17 protein-coding genes are annotated in these 17009 nt (G+C 68.6%); 10 read left to right on the forward strand and 7 right to left on the reverse strand.

Annotated elements, in window-relative coordinates:
- Positions 1–68 precede the first annotated feature (68 nt).
- From IB228_RS13690 to IB228_RS13700, 3 genes are read left to right on the forward strand one after another with little or no spacing between them, the layout of a single operon-like run.
- Positions 69–1805 carry a formylglycine-generating enzyme family protein gene (locus tag IB228_RS13690; RefSeq protein ID WP_183641095.1) on the forward strand — a complete coding sequence of 579 codons (1737 nt, stop codon included), beginning with the start codon at positions 69–71 and terminating at the stop codon, positions 1803–1805.
- Positions 1806–1825: 20 nt separating this feature from the next.
- Positions 1826–2740, forward strand: coding sequence for a M48 family metallopeptidase (locus IB228_RS13695; protein WP_183637384.1), 915 nt, complete (start codon positions 1826–1828; stop codon positions 2738–2740).
- Positions 2737–3261 carry an SRPBCC family protein gene (locus IB228_RS13700; protein WP_225562455.1) on the forward strand — a complete coding sequence of 175 codons (525 nt, stop codon included), beginning with the start codon at positions 2737–2739 and terminating at the stop codon, positions 3259–3261. Before IB228_RS13695 ends, IB228_RS13700 begins: the two co-directional genes overlap by 4 nt.
- A 181-nt stretch (positions 3262–3442) precedes the next feature.
- Here the strand turns inward: IB228_RS13700 and IB228_RS13705 are convergent, their stop codons facing one another.
- The 5 genes from IB228_RS13705 to gluQRS form a co-directional block, all read right to left on the reverse strand.
- Entirely contained in the window at positions 3443–3613 is a 171-nt protein-coding gene (locus tag IB228_RS13705; RefSeq protein ID WP_183637378.1) for a hypothetical protein, read from the reverse strand.
- Positions 3614–3666: 53 nt separating this feature from the next.
- Entirely contained in the window at positions 3667–4407 is a 741-nt protein-coding gene (gene phbB, locus IB228_RS13710) for an acetoacetyl-CoA reductase (protein ID WP_192198889.1), read from the reverse strand.
- Between the two features lie 76 nt (positions 4408–4483).
- A complete protein-coding gene (gene phaR / locus IB228_RS13715) occupies positions 4484–4990 on the reverse strand; it encodes a polyhydroxyalkanoate synthesis repressor PhaR (protein ID WP_141452414.1) in 507 nt (168 codons plus the stop codon).
- Positions 4991–5154: 164 nt separating this feature from the next.
- Entirely contained in the window at positions 5155–5895 is a 741-nt protein-coding gene (locus IB228_RS13720) for a beta-ketoacyl-ACP reductase (protein ID WP_192198890.1), read from the reverse strand.
- Between the two features lie 50 nt (positions 5896–5945).
- The gene (gene gluQRS, locus IB228_RS13725; RefSeq protein WP_192198891.1) at positions 5946–6869 is read right to left on the reverse strand and encodes a tRNA glutamyl-Q(34) synthetase GluQRS; all 924 of its coding nucleotides are present in this window, start codon (positions 6867–6869) and stop codon (positions 5946–5948) included.
- 112 nt (positions 6870–6981) lie between these two features.
- Between gluQRS and htpX the strand changes: the two genes are divergently transcribed.
- Positions 6982–7863: a protease HtpX gene (gene htpX, locus IB228_RS13730; RefSeq protein ID WP_192198892.1), complete on the forward strand. Its 882-nt coding sequence runs from the start codon at positions 6982–6984 to the stop codon at positions 7861–7863.
- A 219-nt stretch (positions 7864–8082) separates the two neighbouring features.
- Here htpX and IB228_RS13735 read toward each other — a convergent pair whose 3' ends face one another.
- Both IB228_RS13735 and epmB read right to left on the reverse strand, forming a co-directional pair.
- Complete coding sequence (locus IB228_RS13735; RefSeq protein WP_183637368.1) at positions 8083–10155, reverse strand: EAL domain-containing protein; 2073 nt, start codon at positions 10153–10155, stop codon at positions 8083–8085.
- Between the two features lie 102 nt (positions 10156–10257).
- Positions 10258–11277, reverse strand: coding sequence for an EF-P beta-lysylation protein EpmB (epmB, locus tag IB228_RS13740; protein ID WP_192198893.1), 1020 nt, complete (start codon positions 11275–11277; stop codon positions 10258–10260).
- Between the two features lie 103 nt (positions 11278–11380).
- On the opposite strand from epmB, the gene efp reads away from it, so the two are divergent.
- From efp to folE2, 6 genes are all read left to right on the forward strand, one after another.
- A complete protein-coding gene (efp, locus tag IB228_RS13745) occupies positions 11381–11947 on the forward strand; it encodes an elongation factor P (RefSeq protein WP_183637364.1) in 567 nt (188 codons plus the stop codon).
- A gap of 273 nt (positions 11948–12220) precedes the next feature.
- Entirely contained in the window at positions 12221–13564 is a 1344-nt protein-coding gene (locus IB228_RS13750; RefSeq protein WP_192198894.1) for a TRZ/ATZ family hydrolase, read from the forward strand.
- A 72-nt stretch (positions 13565–13636) separates the two neighbouring features.
- Complete coding sequence (gene ubiG / locus IB228_RS13755) at positions 13637–14365, forward strand: bifunctional 2-polyprenyl-6-hydroxyphenol methylase/3-demethylubiquinol 3-O-methyltransferase UbiG (RefSeq protein ID WP_192198895.1); 729 nt, start codon at positions 13637–13639, stop codon at positions 14363–14365.
- A complete protein-coding gene (locus IB228_RS13760) occupies positions 14362–15072 on the forward strand; it encodes a phosphoglycolate phosphatase (protein WP_192198896.1) in 711 nt (236 codons plus the stop codon). The genes ubiG and IB228_RS13760 overlap by 4 nt, the downstream gene beginning before the upstream one ends.
- 33 nt (positions 15073–15105) lie before the next feature.
- Positions 15106–15810, forward strand: a complete 705-nt coding sequence (locus tag IB228_RS13765) for a phytoene/squalene synthase family protein (RefSeq protein ID WP_192198897.1) — start codon at positions 15106–15108, stop codon at positions 15808–15810.
- Positions 15811–15938: 128 nt separating this feature from the next.
- On the forward strand, positions 15939–16871 hold the full coding sequence (folE2, locus tag IB228_RS13770) for a GTP cyclohydrolase FolE2 (protein WP_192198898.1): 933 nt from the start codon (positions 15939–15941) through the stop codon (positions 16869–16871).
- Positions 16872–17009 lie beyond the last annotated feature (138 nt).

Consider the following 17009-nt stretch of genomic DNA (forward strand, 5'->3'; position numbering starts at 1 on the left):
TGCTGTGCGGTTGCTCGCGCGAGCCCGCGGCGTCGCGCAATGCACGCGGCGATGCGGCCGATGTGCGCATGCCCCGGATTACCGTCACCGGTGACGACAGCGTCAACGCCGCCCTCAACTGGCAGCCTCCGGTGGTCCTGCTGGCGCAGGAGGGCGTCGCCGATGCGCGCAGGCGCGCGGCGCGGGCGCTGGAAGAAGGACGCCTGTATGCCGGTCCCGACGATGCGATTCCGCTCTACCTGGCCATCCGCCGGCTCGACCCGGAGGACGCCGTGGCCCGCAAGGGTCTGGACCAGGCCCTGGATCGCCTGCTCGAACGCGGCGAACGGGTGCTGAAAACCGCCGAGGACCGCGACGAGGACGCGCGCGAGGCGGCCCAGATCGCCGCCGTGGCGCGTGCCATCGATCCGGACGACGAGGCCGTGCTGGCCTATCTGTCGCGGGTGGATGAAGTCGAACAGTTGACCCGTCTCAACCTGGCCAGCGAGCGCGCGCTCAACGGCGGGCGGTTGGGCGAGCAGGGTGGCGGCGCGCTGGCGGGCTTTCGCGAAGTGCTGAAGTGGAAACCGGGCCAGGCACGTGCGCTGCAGGGCGTGGCGGCGGTGGAGAGCGCGCTGATCCGGCGCGCCGAGGATGCGGCGCTGGCCGGCGATTTCGACGGCGCGCGCAACTGGCTGGCGCATGCGGGCAAGGTTCGCGGCGGCGACGAGTCCGTGACGGTCGCCGACGCGCGCCAGCGGGTCGAAGCGATCCGCACGGTGCGCATCGCCGGGTTGCGCGAATCGGGCGTGCAGGATCTGCAGTCGCCGCTGGGCCTGAAGGCCGCGCGCGAAAAGCTCGCGGAAGTGCTGCGCATCGCACCGCCCGGCGATCCGGTCGCGGCCGATTTCCGCCAGCGGATCGAACTGGCCACCCACTACGGGCTCTTCCGTCCCGGCCAGGCCTTCACCGACGCGCTCGGCAACGGCGGCCGCGGGCCGGAAATGGTGATCGTGCCGCACGGTGCGTTCCGCATGGGCGCGGACGACAACGAACTGGGCTCCGCCGATGCGGAAAAACCGGCCCACTATGTCCGCTTCGACCGCGGTTTCGCGATGGCGCGCAATGCGGTGACCGTCGGCGAATTCCGTCGCTTCGTGCAGGCGACCAGCTATCGCCCGCGCGCGACCCGGCGCGGGCATTCCATCGTCTACGACGAGCGGAGCGGCAACTTCGTCCGCCGCAGCGGCGTGGACTGGCAATCCGACCATAGCGGGGCGCCGGCGCGCGAGGACATGCCGGTGCTGCACGTCAGCGTCTACGACGCCGAGGCCTACGCCGACTGGTTGACTCGCCAGACCGGGCATGGCTATCGCCTGCCCAGCGAGGCGGAGTTCGAGTACGCCCTGCGCGCGGGCGTGCAGGGCCGCTACCCTTGGGGCAACGGGGTGCCACCGGCCAAGGTGGAGAACCTGACCGGCGGCAACGACGCCTCGCCCAGCGGCCGCCATTGGAACAACGCCTTCGTCGGCTACGGCGACGGTTACTGGGGACCGGCGCCGGTGGGCAGCTTCCGGCCCAATGCCTGGGGGCTGCACGACATGGGCGGCAACACCAGCGAGTGGGTGGCCGATTGCTGGCACGCCAGCTACCGGCGGGCGCCGGCCGACGGCGCCGCCTGGTTCAATCCCGGTTGCCGTTCGCGGGTGGTGCGGGGCGGTTCCTGGGCCAGTGCGCCGGTGCAGGCGCGTGCGGCATGGCGTTCCTCCTCGGATTCGGATATGACTAATGCGCGGGTGGGCTTCCGCGTGGTGCGTGGCATCTAGCCGGCAACTGGGAGAAGGCGATGAGGAACGATCCGTTCGGGCAGGGACAGTACGAACAGGGTGGCGCGCCCCGGCGGCGCGGCCTGTTCGGCAACGTGCGCTGGCTGATCCTGCTGGGGTTCGCGGGCTATGCCGCGTTCTACTGGTTCTCCAACCGCGTCGTGGACCCCTACACCGGCGAGAAGGTGCTGATCGACAGCTCGATCAGCGTGGAGGAGGAAAAGGCGCTGGGCCTGCAGGCCTACCAGGAAATCCTCTCGCAGGAACGCCCGGTCGATCCCGATTCGCAGATTGCCCAGCAGGTGCGCGCCATCGCGCAGCGCCTGATCGAAAAGATCCCCGAAGTCGAAGCGGCCATCGCCCAGGAGCGGGGCACCCAGGCCAGTGGCAACTGGCGCACCTTCGACTGGGACGTCAACGTCATCCAGTCCGACCAGGCCAATGCGTTCTGCCTGCCCGGCGGCAAGATGGCCGTCTACACCGGGCTGATCCCGGTCGCCAAGAATGCCGATGCGGTGGCGGTGGTGATGGGCCACGAGATCGCGCATGCCCTGTTGCGTCATGGCGCCCAGCGCATGTCCCAGCAGAAACTGACCCAGATCGGCCAGATGGCCGGCGCGATGAGCGGCATGGATCCGCAACAGCAGCAGATGGTGATGGCGGCGATGGGCTACGGCTACCTGTTGCCTTACGCGCGCACGCATGAAACCCAGGCCGACGAAGTCGGGCTGATGCTCGCCGCCGCGGCCTGCTTCAATCCGCAGGAAGCGGTGCCGCTGTGGGAGCGCATGAGCGAGGCCAGCGGTGGGCAGGCGCCGCCCGAGTTCTCCTCCACCCATCCCAACCCCGGCACCCGCATCCAGAACCTGACCGCGCTGATGCCCAAGGCGATGGAATACCGCAACCGGTACTGCAAAGAGGCGGCGGCGCAATGATCGCGCGCCGGTGGGCGGCGATGCTGCTGGCCGGCGGACTGGCGGTGTCGGCGCAGGCGGCGGTCAAGGACCAGGCCGCCAACGGCTTCACCGTCGAGAACAGCCAATGGGTGCCGGTGACGCCGGAAGCGGCATGGAAGGGATTGGCCGAGATCGGGCAGTGGTGGCCGAAGGATCACACCTGGTGGGGTGACGCCTCACGCCTGAGCCTGGAGCCGCGCGCCGGCGGCTGCTTCTGCGAAATCGACGGCCTGCGCCAGGCCCGGCACATGACGGTGGTGTTCGCCGAGCCAGACAAGCTCCTGCGCCTGACCGGCGGTCTTGGACCGCTGCAGGGAATGGGATTGTCGGGGGCGATGGAATGGCGCCTGGCCGAGGAGAACGGCGGCACCCGTATCACGCTGTGGTATCGCGCCGGCGGTTACACGCCGGACGACCTGCGCACCCTGGCCCCGGTGGTGGACCGGGTGCAGGCGCAGCAACTGGCTGGATTGGCGGAGTATCTGCGCAAGGGCGGGTAAACGCTCGCCGCCGGCGACTGGAATCGGAACCGCGTAGAGCGGAGCTTGCTCCGCTGCTTTTTGGGGTGTTGCAACGTTATCTGCCTTCGTTTCCAGCCTTCGACAGCTTGTGCTTCAGCGTCCGATACCGATGACGCATGAGAAACCAAAACCAAGGCAGCGGAGCGAGCTCCGCTCTACCTCAGAGCTTGCTGAAAACCGTCGCCGCCACCAGCAACCCGAATCCCGCCACCACCAGCCAGAACGCATGCGGCGCCAGCACCGGGATGTAGCCGAAACGCGCGGCGATGCCGCCGCTGCCGAGCAGCAGTGCGATGAGCCAGACGCCGAAAGTGGGAGGAGTGAGTTTCATCCGGTTTCCTTGGTTGTGCGATCATGCAATGGAATGCGCAGCATAGCCGCGGCTCAGAAGCTCATGAAGAGGCCGCCGTTGACCGGCAGGTTGGCGCCGGTGATGTAGCCGGACGCATCGTCGGCCAGGAACGCCACCGCGCGGGCGATGTCCTCCGGCGCACCGATCCGGCCGACCGGGACCGAGGCGATGGTGCGCGACCGCACGTCCTCCGGCATCGCGCGGGTCATCGGCGTTTCGATGTAGCCGGGCGACACGCTGTTGACGGTGATGCCCTTGGCAGCGACTTCGCGCGCGAGCGACATGGTGAAGCCGTGCAGACCGGCCTTGGCCGCCGCGTAGTTGGTCTGGCCGAAGTTGCCGGTCTGGCCACTGACCGAGCTGATGTTGATGACCCGGCCGAAGCCGCGCGCCTGCATGCCATCGATGGCGTGGCGCGAGAGGTTGAACACGCTGCCCAGGTTGACGTCTATGACCGCTTCCCACTGCGACTCGTCCATCTTGCGCAGGGTGGAGTCGCGGGTGATGCCGGCGTTGTTGACCAGGATGTCCAGCCCGCCGTGCGCGTCCTGCACATCGCGCACGAACGCGCCGCAGGCGGAAAAGTCGCTGACATCCAACGGCATGAAATGGACGTCCAGCCCGGTGGTGGCGTCGGCGAAGGATGCCCGGCGCGCATCGTCGGCGGGCAGGTCGGCGGCGATGACAGTATGGCCGGCGCCGGCCAATTGCTTGCAGATGGCGGTGCCCAGACCGCCGATGCCGCCGGTGACGACCGCGACGCGTTTGCTCATGGAGGGGATCCTCGGAAATCGGATGGCATGAAAAAGCCCGCGCCACGGGGCGCGGGCTCGTTCACGGAAACGGGATTCAGCGGGCGCGGGTCTTCGGCGTCTCGCGCGGGGCTTCCTTCGGCTTGGCGGTGGCCGGACGGCCCAAGCCGCCGCCGCTGAGGTTGCGCTGGAATTCCTGCCACAGCTCCAGGTTGCGCTCGGTCAGCTGGTTCATCATGGTCCAGGGCGTCTGTCCCAGCAGGTTGCCCATCTGGCTGCGGAACTGCTGCTGCTGCTCCATGAAGATCTGCATGCTGCGCTCCAGGTAGTTGCCCATGAAGCCCTGCAGCGAATCGCCGTAGAAGCGGATGATCTGGCTCAGCAGCTGGGTGGACAGCACCGGTTCGCCATCCTGTTCCTGCTCGCTGATGATCTGCAGCAGGACGGTGCGGGTCAGGTCCTCGCCGCTCTTGGCGTCGCGGACCTCGAAGTCCTCGCCATCGACGATCAGCTGGCGGACGTCCTCGATGGTGATGTAACTGGAAATCTCGGTGTCGTAGAGACGGCGGTTCGGGTACTTCTTGATGATGCGGATCGCAGCCATGAAGCAATCACTCTAAAACGCAGTGCCGGGCAGCATGACGCAGCGCAGCAGCCCTTGCAACAGGCCGCAGGTCAGGGGTGCCCTGTTCAGGAACAACGCCGGGCAAAAAAATGCTGCGGGCCGGACCCGCAGCATTTTTGGATCGTGGCGGGCGCCGGAACCGGTCACCAACCCATGTGGTGGCCGCCGTTGATGTCCAGGTTGGAACCGGTGATCCAGCCGGCCTCGTCGGCGACCAGGAACGCCACCGCATAGGCGATCTCGTCCGGGTTGCCCAGGCGGCCGGTCGGGATGTCCGCGGCGATCTTGGCGCGCACTTCCTCCGGCACCGCCATCACCATGTCGGTGGCGACGTAGCCCGGCGACACCGTGTTGACGGTGATGCCGAGCTTGGCGTTCTCGCGGGCCAGCGAAATGGTGAAGCCGTGCATGCCGGCCTTGGCGGCGGCGTAGTTGGCCTGTCCGTACTGGCCCTTGAGGCCGTTGATGGAACTGATCTGGATGATCCGGCCCCACTTGCGATCGCGCATGCCCTCGATCACCGGGCGGGTCATGTTGAACACCGAATTGAGGTTGGTGTTGATGACCTCGTTCCACTGCAGTGAACTCATGCGGTGGAAGGTGGTGTCGCGGGTGATGCCGGCGTTGTTGATCAGGATTTCCACCGGGCCGAGTTCGGCCTCGACCTTGCGCACGAGGGATTCGGCTTCCTCGGCGGAAGTGACGTCGCCGGGGAACAGCGCGACATCGTAGCCGTCGGCCTTCATCTGCTGCTGCCAGGCCTTGGCCTTTTCCTCGTTGCGGTAATTGGTGGCTACGCGATGGCCCATGCCGGCCAACTTCTTGCAGATGGCGGTTCCGATGCCGCCGGTGCCGCCGGTGACCAGCGCGACGCGAGAACTCATGTGGGGCTTCTCCTGTGGGGACCGCCCGCAAAAGGCGGTTGCTCCGGATTCTAGACAGCGTGCGCGTCAGGCGCGTTGTGCGGCGCAGCGAATGGGATGCGCGCCTGGCGGGGAAGGCGTTCCGGAACGAACTCATCGGCCGCCGTCCGCAGCAGTCCGGTCACCCCGCCACTGGCCGGCAGGCGATCCGCTGGCTGTCCGAGCGCGGCCCAGGCGACGCGCAGCGCGGGCAGGGGATCGGTGGCGTCGATCGGCAGCGCGGCCATCGATTTGGACAGCTTCTGGCCTTCCCCGCCCACGACCAGCGGCAAGTGCAGGTAGCGTGGCGTTGGCAAGCCAAGGGCACGCTGCAGATGGATCTGCCGGGGCGTGGAATCCAGCAGATCGGCGCCGCGCACGATGTCGGTGAAGCCCTGGGCGGCATCGTCCACCACCACCGCCAGTTGATAGGCCCAGTAACCGTCGGCCCGGCGCAGCACCACGTCGCCGGCTTCAGCATGGACATCCTGTTCGAAGTGTCCTTGCAGACCGTCCTCGAACCCGATCACGGTGCCGGTTCCGACCCGCAGCCGGACGGCCGGATGCGCGCGCGCTTCGGCCGCCACGCAGCGATGGTGGATGCCGCCGGCCGCGGCCAGCTCGCTGCGGCTGCAATGGCAGAAGAATGCCTGGCCCCGCTCCAGCAGTTCGTCCAGCGCGGCCTGGTACAGGACGCCGCGTTCGCTCTGCCGCACCACCGGGCCGTCGGAGACCAGGCCGAATGCGGCCAGCGTTGCCAATTGGAGATCGGCGGCACCGGCGACTTCGCGAGGCGGATCCAGATCCTCAACCCGCACCCACCATTCGCCGCCGGCATGGCGTGCCAGCAGCCAACTGCCCAGCGCGGCCAGCAGGGAGCCAAAGTGCAGCGGGCCGGTGGGCGAGGGCGCGAAGCGGCCCCGGTAGGGGCGCGCGGATTCAGGGTGTGCGGACATGCGTGCGGTGCGTTTCCAAAGCTGAATCGTCGGTCAGGAACGTGCTTGAATTCAACCGCGCACGGCCGCAGATTCGCTCAACATTTCACACCGAAAGCCTGCGGAGTCTCCCGTGTTCAGCCGTATCGCCCTGTTCCTCGCCACCAACCTGGCCGTGCTCGCCCTGGCGAGCGTCGTCATGTCGATACTCGGGGTCAATCCGAACCAGATGTCCGGGCTGCTGGTGATGGCCGCCATCTTCGGCTTCGGCGGATCGCTGATCTCGCTGCTGCTGTCCAAGACCATGGCCCTGCGCGCGACCGGTGCGCAGGTGATCGAGCAGCCGCGCAACGAGGCCGAGCAGTGGCTGCTGGCCACCGTGCAGCGCCAGGCCCAGGGCGCCGGCATCGGCATGCCGCAGGTGGCGATCTACGACGCGCCGGAAATCAATGCCTTCGCCACCGGCGCCAACCGCAACAACGCGCTGGTGGCGGTGTCCACCGGCCTGCTGCGGGCGATGAACCGCGACGAAGCCGAAGCCGTGCTCGGCCACGAGGTCAGCCACGTCGCCAACGGCGACATGGTGACGATGGCGTTGCTGCAAGGCGTGCTGAACACCTTCGTAATCGTGCTGGCGCGCGTGGTCGGCGGCATCGTCGACAGTTTCCTGTCGGGCAATCGCGAGGGCGAGGGCCGCGGTTTCGGTTACTACATCATCGTGATGGTGCTGGAAGTGGTGTTCGGCCTGTTCGCCACGATGATCGCGATGTGGTTCTCGCGCCGGCGCGAGTTCCGCGCCGACGCCGGCGGCGCCAACCTGGCCGGCCGCCACAAGATGATCGCCGCGCTGGAGCGCCTGAACGCGCAGCATGCGCAGAGCACGCTGCCGGCGCAGGTGGAGGCGTTCGGCATCGCCGGCGGCATCGGCCAGGGCTTGAAGCGCCTGTTCCTGAGCCATCCGCCGCTGGAGGAGCGCATTGCCGCACTGCGGGCGGCACAGGGCACGTTTGCCTGAGACGACGTCGCAGGAGCATGCGAAACCCGCCGCAAGGCGGGTTTCTTTTTTCCGTTCCGTAGAGCGGAGCTTGCTCCGCTGCCCTCGCTCTGGCCTTTGCTTTTGCATCTCGCTTTCACGGGAAGCGGAAAACCAAGGCAAGGGCAGCGGAGCAAGCTCCGCTCCACGACGGAAAGTCGGGCGCGACGGGGAGGCCGGAAGACCCGCCCCATGCCTGAATCACGAGAAGTCGTAGCTCATCTGCGGTCCCGGCGGCGCCAGGAACTCGCCTTCCACATAGTCCACCATCGAAGTGAACAGGAAGCTCATCGTGGCCGCGTCGGCGACGTGATCGGCAATGGTCAGGATGCCCTGTGACTGCGCGCGCTCGGCGATCTCGCGGATCTTCAACTGGTGTTCCGGGGTCTTCGCCAGGTCGGCGCTGAACACGCGATCGATCTTCAGGAACGCCGGCTGGAAATGGGCCAGCAACTGGAACGAGTCCAGGCCGGCGCCGAAATGCTCCAGGCCGACCTTGCAGCCCAGCTTCGACGCGCCGGACTGGAACGTCTGGGCCTGGCGCAGGTGGGTGAACACCTTGGCCTCGGAGGCTTCCAGCCACAGGCAGTCGCCGGGCACGTCGTGCGCCGCCAGCTGTTTGGCGATGAGTTGCAGCAGGCGTTCGTCACCGAACGAGGTGGGGCTGACCTTGACCAGCAGGCGGGTCAGGTAGCCCTTGCGGCGGCGTTCGCCCAGCACCTCGATGGCGCGGTTGACCACCCAGCGGTCGATCGCATCGAGCAGGCCGTGTTCCTCGGCGATCCCCATGAACACGGGCGGCATCACCGTTTCACCGTTGGAATCCAGGCGCAGCAGCGCTTCGTAGAGTTCGCCGGCCTCGCCCTGCAGGCTGACCACCGGCTGGTAGTACAGCAGGAAATGATCGTTGGCCAGCGCGTCCTGCAGGCGCGCGATCCAGTTCTGCACCCGCTCTTCCTCGGCACGGTCGACCGCGCCGGGATCGAAGATCTCGATGCGGTTGCCCCCCAGGCTGGTCGCGGTCTGCAGGCTGTCGGTGGCGCGGGTGAGCACCAGGCCGACGCTGGCGATCTTCTCGCCGATCTGGACGCCGCCGATGCTGGCGGTGACCGCGGTGGAGCGATCGCCAGCGTTGAACACGTGCGAGGCGAAGGCCGCGCGCAGGGTCTCGGCCAAGGCCGACGTCTGCGCATGATTGCCCTTGAGCAGCACCGCGAAGGTGCGCTCGCCGAAGCGGGCAGCGGTGGTGCGGCTGTCCAGCTTCTCGGCCAGGCGTTGCGCCATCGCCGCGATCAGGGCGTCGGCCGAGTCGATGCCGATGTCCTGCAGCAGGCGCTGGTAGTGGTCCGGCTCCAGCAGCAGCAGCGAATAATGCTCGCCGCGCGCGACCTGGCTGACCGCTTCCTCCAGCGCCTGCAGGAAGGTCGGGCGGTTGAACAGGCCGGTGACCACGTCGCGCTGGCGCAGATCCTCGACCTCGCGCGCCAGCTCCGGATCGAATTCCTCGCGGCGGCGGAACACCACCTGCACGCAGGGTTCGCCCTCGTAGGTGGCAGTGGCGAACTCGAGCGTGGCGGGGAACTGGTCGCCGTCCAGGCTGCGCGCCTCCAGCTCGAAGCGCGGCGGCGGCGGCTCGCCCTTGCTCAGGTTCTTGAGCAGTTGCTTGAAATCGTTGACGTACTGCGGCGCCACCAGATCCAGCAGCGACAGGCCCTCGACCTCGTCGAAGGACTCGAAGCCGAGCATTTCCAGGTACGCCTCGTTGGCGCGGATGTGCATGCCTTCGTGGATGTAGGCGATCGGGTCGCGCGAGGAGGAGATGAGCGCGTCGCAGCGGCGCTCGATTTCGCGCAATTGCACGTCCAGCCGGCGGACCGCGCGGCGCGTCTCCAGATCCGACCATTCGCTGCGCAGGACGTGCAGCAGGTGTTCGGGACGGCCGCGCAGCACCATGCCGCGTGCTCCGCCGGACTGATCGCTCAGCCAGTCGGCTTCGCTGATGCCGTCGGCCAGCACGATGACGGGGATGTCCTTGCCGCTGGCATCGACCGTGGACAGGACCCCGGCCAGCGGAATTCCCCGGGCCGAACGGGCGGCCAGCACCAGATCCATGGGTTGCGCGGCCACCATCTGCGCCAGTTCGTCGGCGTCCAGCGGGCGCAGCGGCCGCACGGCGATGCCTCCATTCCGCAACGTACTGACAATCGCCTCGGCGTCCTCGCCGCTGTCATCGACGATCATCAAACGGAGGGTGGAGTCTTTGCCGATCTGCATGCAGCGGTTCCGCCTTGGGAGCGCGTTTAATACACGAAGGGGCCGGAAGCGTCCAATGCGGGCGTCGCAAAAAGGCGGGACGGGCGCTCCATCGCGGCCGGCTCAGAGCGGCCGCTTGCCGGTGTCGCCCGGGATCTCGCGGACCAGCCGCGGCACCAGGTAGCCGGACAGGCGGGCGCGCAGGCCGGCGTGCAGGGCCAGGGCCTGTTCGTCGGGAACCTCGAAATGGGCCACGCCCGCGACCCGGTCCAACTGGTGCAGGTAATAGGGCAGGACGCCGGCGGCGAAACTGCGCTCGCCCAGGGCGGCCAGCGCGTCCACGCTGTCGTTGACCCCGCGCAACAGCACGGCCTGGTTGAGCAGTTGCGCGCCGGCCCCGTGCAGGCGGCCCAGGGCGGCGTCGACGCCGGCATCGAACTCGTTGGCGTGGTTGGCGTGGATGACGAACGCGACCGGCCAGGGCAGCCCCGCCAGCCAGCGGACCAGGCCGTCGTCGACCCGTTCCGGCAGCACCACCGGCAGGCGGCTGTGGATGCGCAGGCGGCGAAGATGCGGGATACCGGCGAGCGCGTCGGTCAGTTCGACCAGCTTGGGCGTGGCCAGCGACAGCGGGTCGCCACCGGAGAGCAGGACCTCCTCGATGCCCTCATCGGCGCGGATGGCGTCCACGGCCTCGCGCCAGCCGTCGCGGGCGGCGGTTTCCTCGGCATAGGGGAAATGCCGGCGGAAGCAGTAGCGGCAGTGCACCGCGCAGCTGCCGGTGGCGACCAGCAGGGCACGGCCCCGGTACTTCTGCAGGACCCCGGTGGCGGTCCGGGCGGCCGCATCGCCGACCGCGTCCAGGCCGAAGCCCGGCACCGGCCGCATTTCCTCGTCCAGTGGCAGCACCTGGCGCAGCAGCGGGTCGTTCGCGTCGCCCGGCACCATGCGGGCGACGAAGCCGCGCGGCACCCGCAGTGGGAACTGGGCGGCGGCGCCTTCCGACAGGCGGCCGGCCAGGCCTTCCAGTCCCAGCATCGCCAGCAGCTCATGCGGGTCGCGCACGGCGTCGCGCCAGGCTTCCTGCCAGCGGGCGCGGGGCAGGGGGGCGGGCTGCATGGGGAGGGGGGCTGCGGTTATCATGTGCGGGTCTGAAAACAAAACGCCCGCCGGTCCCGGCGGGTTCCCCATTCTATCCGGCCAGCCGCCTCCCGCGGCGGGTTTGTCTTACCCCAAGGAGTACCCCATGGCCAGTTACGGCATGAACGACGTCAAGAACGGGATGAAGATCCTGGTCAACAACGAACCGTCCATCATCACCGACACCGAATACGTCAAGCCGGGCAAGGGCCAGGCCTTCACCCGCGTGAAGTACCGCCAGATCCGCACCGGCCGCGTGCAGGAAATCACCATGAAGAGCACGGACTCGGTCGAGGCCGCCGACGTGGTGGATACCGACATGCAGTACCTGTATTCGGATGGCGAGTACTGGCACTTCATGCAGCAGGAAACCTTCGAGCAGGTCCAGGCCGACAAGGCCGGCATGGCCGGCGCCGAGAAGTGGCTGAAGGGCGAGGAAGAGTGCGTGGTGACCCTGTTCAACGGCACCCCGATCCAGGTCACCCCGCCGAACTTCGTCGAGCTGAAGATCGTCGAGACCGATCCGGGCGTCCGTGGCGACACCTCCGGCGGCGGCGGCAAGCCGGCGACCCTGGAGACCGGCGCGGTCGTGCGCGTGCCGCTGTTCGTCGGCCAGGAAGAAATCATCAAGGTCGACACCCGCACCGGCGACTACGTCAGCCGCGTGAAGTGACGCGACGGCGCGCCCGCACGCGGGCGCGCCTGCCGTTGCGCCATTCCGGCGAAGGCCTGGCTCCATTTTGCTTGCGGTTGCTTTTGCGTTTGAAAGCCAGAAGCACAGGCAACATCAAGATGGAACCCGGTTTCCGCCGGGACGACGAGAGATTCCCGGTGGCGGCGAGGTGAGCGCACCGATGCGAGCTGAGCCTCCTCCGACCGGAAGCACCGACGCCGTGAATCGCTGGCCTGATTCCGGCTCCCCGCGGAACCACGGATACGAGGACGCATGACCCACGACACCCGCCCCGAAGCTTGTGATCTCCTCATTGAGGCCGGTTTCGTCATCCCGGTGATGCCACATGGGGTGGTGCTGGAAGACCATGCGGTGGCGGTGAAGGGCGGCGACATCCTCGCCATCCTGCCAATTGCCGACGCGCGCCAACGCTTCGTGCCGGAGCGGGTGGTGTCGCGACCGGATGCGGCGCTGCTGCCCGGTCTGGTCAACGCGCATACCCACAATCCGATGACGCTGCTGCGCGGCATCGCCGATGATCTGCCTCTCATGGAGTGGCTGCAGAAGCACATCTGGCCGGTGGAAGCGGCGGTGATCGGCCCGGAATTCGTCGCCGACGGTACCACCCTGGCGATCGCCGAGATGCTGCGCGGCGGCACCACCTGTGCCAACGAAAACTACTTCTTCCCCGATGTGCAGGCCGCGGTCTACAAGCGCCACGGCTTCCGCGCGCGGGTCGGCCTGCCGGTGATCGATTTCCCGACCGCCTGGGCCAAGACCAGCGACGAATATTTCGACCGCGCGGGCGAGGTCCATGATCAATGGCGCGGCGATTCGCTGGTCGACACCGCGTTCGCGCCGCACGCACCGTATACGGTCAGCGACGCCAACTTCGAGCGCGTGCGCATGCTCTCGGACCAGCTCGACGTGCCGGTGCACCTGCACACCCACGAGACCGCGCAGGAAATCGCCGATTCGCTGAAGCAGTATGGCCAGCGTCCACTGGCGCGCCTGGATCGCCTGGGCCTGGTCAACGACCGCCTGATCGCGGTGCACATGACCCAGCTGACCGAGGCCGAGATCCACCTGTGCGCCGAGCGCGGCGTGTCGGTGGTGCATTGCCCGGAATCCAACCTCAAGCTGGCCTCCGGTTTCTGCCCGGCCTGCGCGTTGCAACGCGCGGGCGTCAACCTGGCCATCGGCACCGACGGCTGCGCCAGCAACAACGACCTGGACATGTTCAGCGAGACCCGCACCGCGGCGCAGCTGGCCAAGGCGGTGGCGAACGACGCCACCGCGCTGGACGCCGCGACCGCGCTGCATGCGGCCACTCTCGGCGGCGCGCGCGCGCTGGGCTACGGCGATCGCATCGGTTCGATCGAACCGGGCAAGCAGGCCGACCTGATCTGCGTGGATCTGGGCGCGCTGGAAACCCAGCCGCTGCACCACGTCGTTTCCCAGCTCATCTACGCCACCGGCCGCCACCAGGTCAGCGACGTCTGGATCGCCGGCCAGCCGCGGCTGGTGCAGCGCGAACTGGTCGACATGGACACGGCCGGCCTGATCGCCAACGCGCGCCAATGGCGCGAGCGCATCCGCACGCTGCATGGCGGATGATGTCCGTTCCCCACCGATTCCCCTGCCGTGTGTCCGCACGCCGCGGCCACCGGCTCCTGCCGAGGTGACCCCATGACCTCCACCGCTTCATCCGCGCCCTCCGGCGACAACTTCGATCAGGCCGAACTGGACAAGTTCGGTGCGCTCGCCAATCGCTGGTGGGACGAGCAGGGTCCGCAGAAGGCGCTGCACGCGCTCAATCCGGTGCGCCTGGACTACGTGCGCCAGCGCGCGTCGCTGGCCGGCGCGCAGGCGCTGGACGTGGGCTGCGGCGGCGGCCTGCTCAGCGAAGCGCTGGCGAAGGCCGGAGCGCACGTCACCGCGATTGACCTGGCGCCGGAACTGATCAAGGTGGCGCGCCTGCACAAGCTCGAGTCCGGCGTGCAGGTCGACTACCAGCTGCGTCCGGTCGAATCGCTGGCCGAGGAGCGTCCCGGCAGCTTCGACGTGGTCACCTGCATGGAAATGCTGGAGCACGTGCCGGATCCGGCGGCGATCATCGAGGCGTGCGCGCGCCTGCTGAAACCCGGCGGCCGGCTGTTCCTGTCCACCCTCAACCGCACCCCGGCCGCGTTCGCCCTGGCCATCGTGGGCGCCGAATACGTCGCCCGCCTGCTGCCCACCGGCACCCATCACTACCAGGACTTCATCAAGCCGTCCGAACTGGCCGCCTGGCTGCGCCGGTCCGGCCTGCAGCTGGAGGACGTCAGCGGCCTGGCCTACGAGCCGTGGCGGCAGCGCGCGCGGTTGGCGCGCCGTACCGACGTCAATTACCTGGCCTGCGCGGTGAAGGCGGCATGAGCCGGCTGGATGGCGACGCCCCCAAGATCGGCGCCGGATTCCCGGCGGTGGCCCTGTTCGATCTCGACGGCACGCTGCTGGACAGCGCGCCGGATTTCGTCGCCACCGCCAACCGCATGCTCGCCGCGCGCGGCCGCGCGCCGGTGACCCTGGCCGACCTGCGTCCGCACGTGTCCAAGGGATCGCGGGCGATGGTGGGTGCGGCGTTCCCGGATCTGGACGTCGCCGCGCGCGACGCGCTGGTGCCGGAATTCCTGGTGATCTACCAGGAGGAACTGGGCCGCCACAGCCATCCTTTCGAAGGCGTGGAAGCGATGCTGGCCGCGCTGGAAGCCGCCGGCACGCGCTGGGGCATCGTCACCAACAAGCCCGAGTACCTCGCCCGCGACGTGCTGCCGGCCGAAGGCTGGCAGGAACGCTGCGCGGTGCTGATCGGCGGCGACACCCTGGCCGAGCGCAAGCCGCATCCGCTGCCGTTGCAGGTGGCCGCCGAGCGGCTGGGCGTGGCTTGCGGCGACTGTGTCTACGTTGGCGACGACGAACGCGACATCGTCGCGGCGCGCGCGGCAGGCATGCCGTCGATCGCGGCGCTGTGGGGCTACCGTCTCGATGGCGAGGATCCCGAAAGCTGGCAGGCCGAACGGATGTGCGACCAGCCTGCCGAACTGCTCGACCCGGACGCCTGGCCGACCGCGGTCGGCGCCTGAGCCATCTTCACGACCGACTTCCAGCACGTTCCCGTGTCCGATTCCTCCGCCCTCGAAAGCTTCCTCGACAAATGGCGCCAGCGCTGGCCGGAATGGCAGGTCGCCGAGATCTTCGTCGCGCCGGAACGACGCGCGCTGGCCGAAGCGTGGTTCTCGCTGCTGCAGGAATTCGACGACATCCTCAATATCGCAGGCGATCCGTTGCCGGCCGATGCCAAGTTGGCCTGGTGGGGCGAGGAATTGCGCAGTTGGGCGGATCGCCGCTCGCGTCATCCGTTGGGGCGGCGGCTGGAGCCCGTGCCTGCGCCGTGGGCGGAACTGGCCGATGCGCTGCCCGCGCTGATCGCGGCGCGCGATGCCGCCGCCGACGGCGACGACGCCTTCGCCCAACTGCGGGTTTACGGCGCGGCGGTGGCCGCGGTGGAAGCCGCGGTCCTGGGCGGAACGCCGGATGTCGCGGCGGTGATTGCCCGGACCCTGGCGACCCGCCTGGCCGACACCGCGACCGCGGCGCTGCCGCGGTCGGCCGCGGGCAATGACGATCGCACGCGGCTGCGTGACTGGGCGCGCACGCTGGACCGACGCTGGCCGGCGGCATCCGGCGCAAGCCGGGAGCGGCGCATCGCCGACGCCTTCGCCCACGCCCGCCTGCGCCGGTTCGCCAGGGCAGGGGAGGCCACCGCGCTGCCGTCCCGCCTGCGCCTGCTGCTGGGCGCCTGGAACGCCGCGCGCGGCTGAGCGGGAAGCCCGCGATGGACGCGAGCCATCGCTGCGATAGGCATGCGGATTCGCCGTAACGGACTGTTTCATCTGGCGATTCGGGGCTGGGGGTACAATGCGGGCCTGTTTTTCTCCCCCGTACCGACATGGCCTCCGTCCCTCCCGTGGCGCCACGCGCCGATCTTCCCGACGTCGCCCACCAGAGCGTGCCGTTGGCACGCGCGCTGGACTGGGTGGGCATGGAAGGCATCGCCCTGCCGGTGCGCATCGGCGATGGCGAGGGTGGGCAATTGCAGGTGCCGGCGAACATCGACGTGTTCGTCAACCTGACCAATCCGGACGCCCGCGGCATCCACATGTCGCGCCTGTACCTGCACCTGCAGGACGGGCTGTCGCGCGAGGCCATCACCCCGGCCGGGTTGCGCCACCTGTTACAGGAAGGCGTGGCTTCGCAGCAGGGGCTGGCGAACCAGGCCCGCATCCGCCTGCGCTATGACGCGCTGTTGCGCCGGCGCGCGCTGGAAAGCGAGTACTCGGGCTGGAAGCGCTATCCGGTCGAGATCGACGCCACCCTGGTCGACGGTCACCTGCATCTGGCGCTGTCGTTCTCGGTCGAATACTCCAGCACCTGCCCGGCCTCGGCGGCGCTGTCGCGCCAGGCCAACGCCGAGCGGTTCGCCGAGGACTTCGCCGCCGCGCACCCGCTGTCGGTCGGCGTGGTCCGCGACTGGCTGTCTTCCGAGCGCGGACTGGCGGCGACGCCGCACGCCCAGCGCAGCCGCGCCAGCCTGCGCGTCGAATTGCGTCCGCAGTTCGAGGAACTGCCGCTGGTGGCGTTGATCGACGCGATCGAGGCCGCCCTGGGCACGCCGGTGCAGACCGCGGTCAAGCGGGTCGACGAACAGGCTTTCGCGCGCCTGAACGCGGAGAACCTGATGTTCTGCGAGGATGCCGCGCGCCGCGTGGCCGCCGCGCTCTCGCAGGATCCGCACGTGGCGCGCTACGACGCCACCGTCGCCCATTTCGAAAGCCTGCACCCGCACGACGCGGTCGCCCGCGTCAGCGGCAGCAACGGCTGAGCCGTCTCCCGCGCAAACCGGGAAAAGCTCCCGACTCACGTCGCTCCCACAAAAAGCTTCCCCTGTAGGAGCGACGTCAGTCGCGACCGTAACCTGCGCGTTGCCCGTACCTGTCATCGGCGACGCCTGCCCGCCTCG

Origin of the sequence: Pseudoxanthomonas sp. PXM04 (genome assembly GCF_014851695.1) — a bacterium.
GTDB classification, from domain to species: domain Bacteria; phylum Pseudomonadota; class Gammaproteobacteria; order Xanthomonadales; family Xanthomonadaceae; genus Pseudoxanthomonas_A; species Pseudoxanthomonas_A beigongshangi.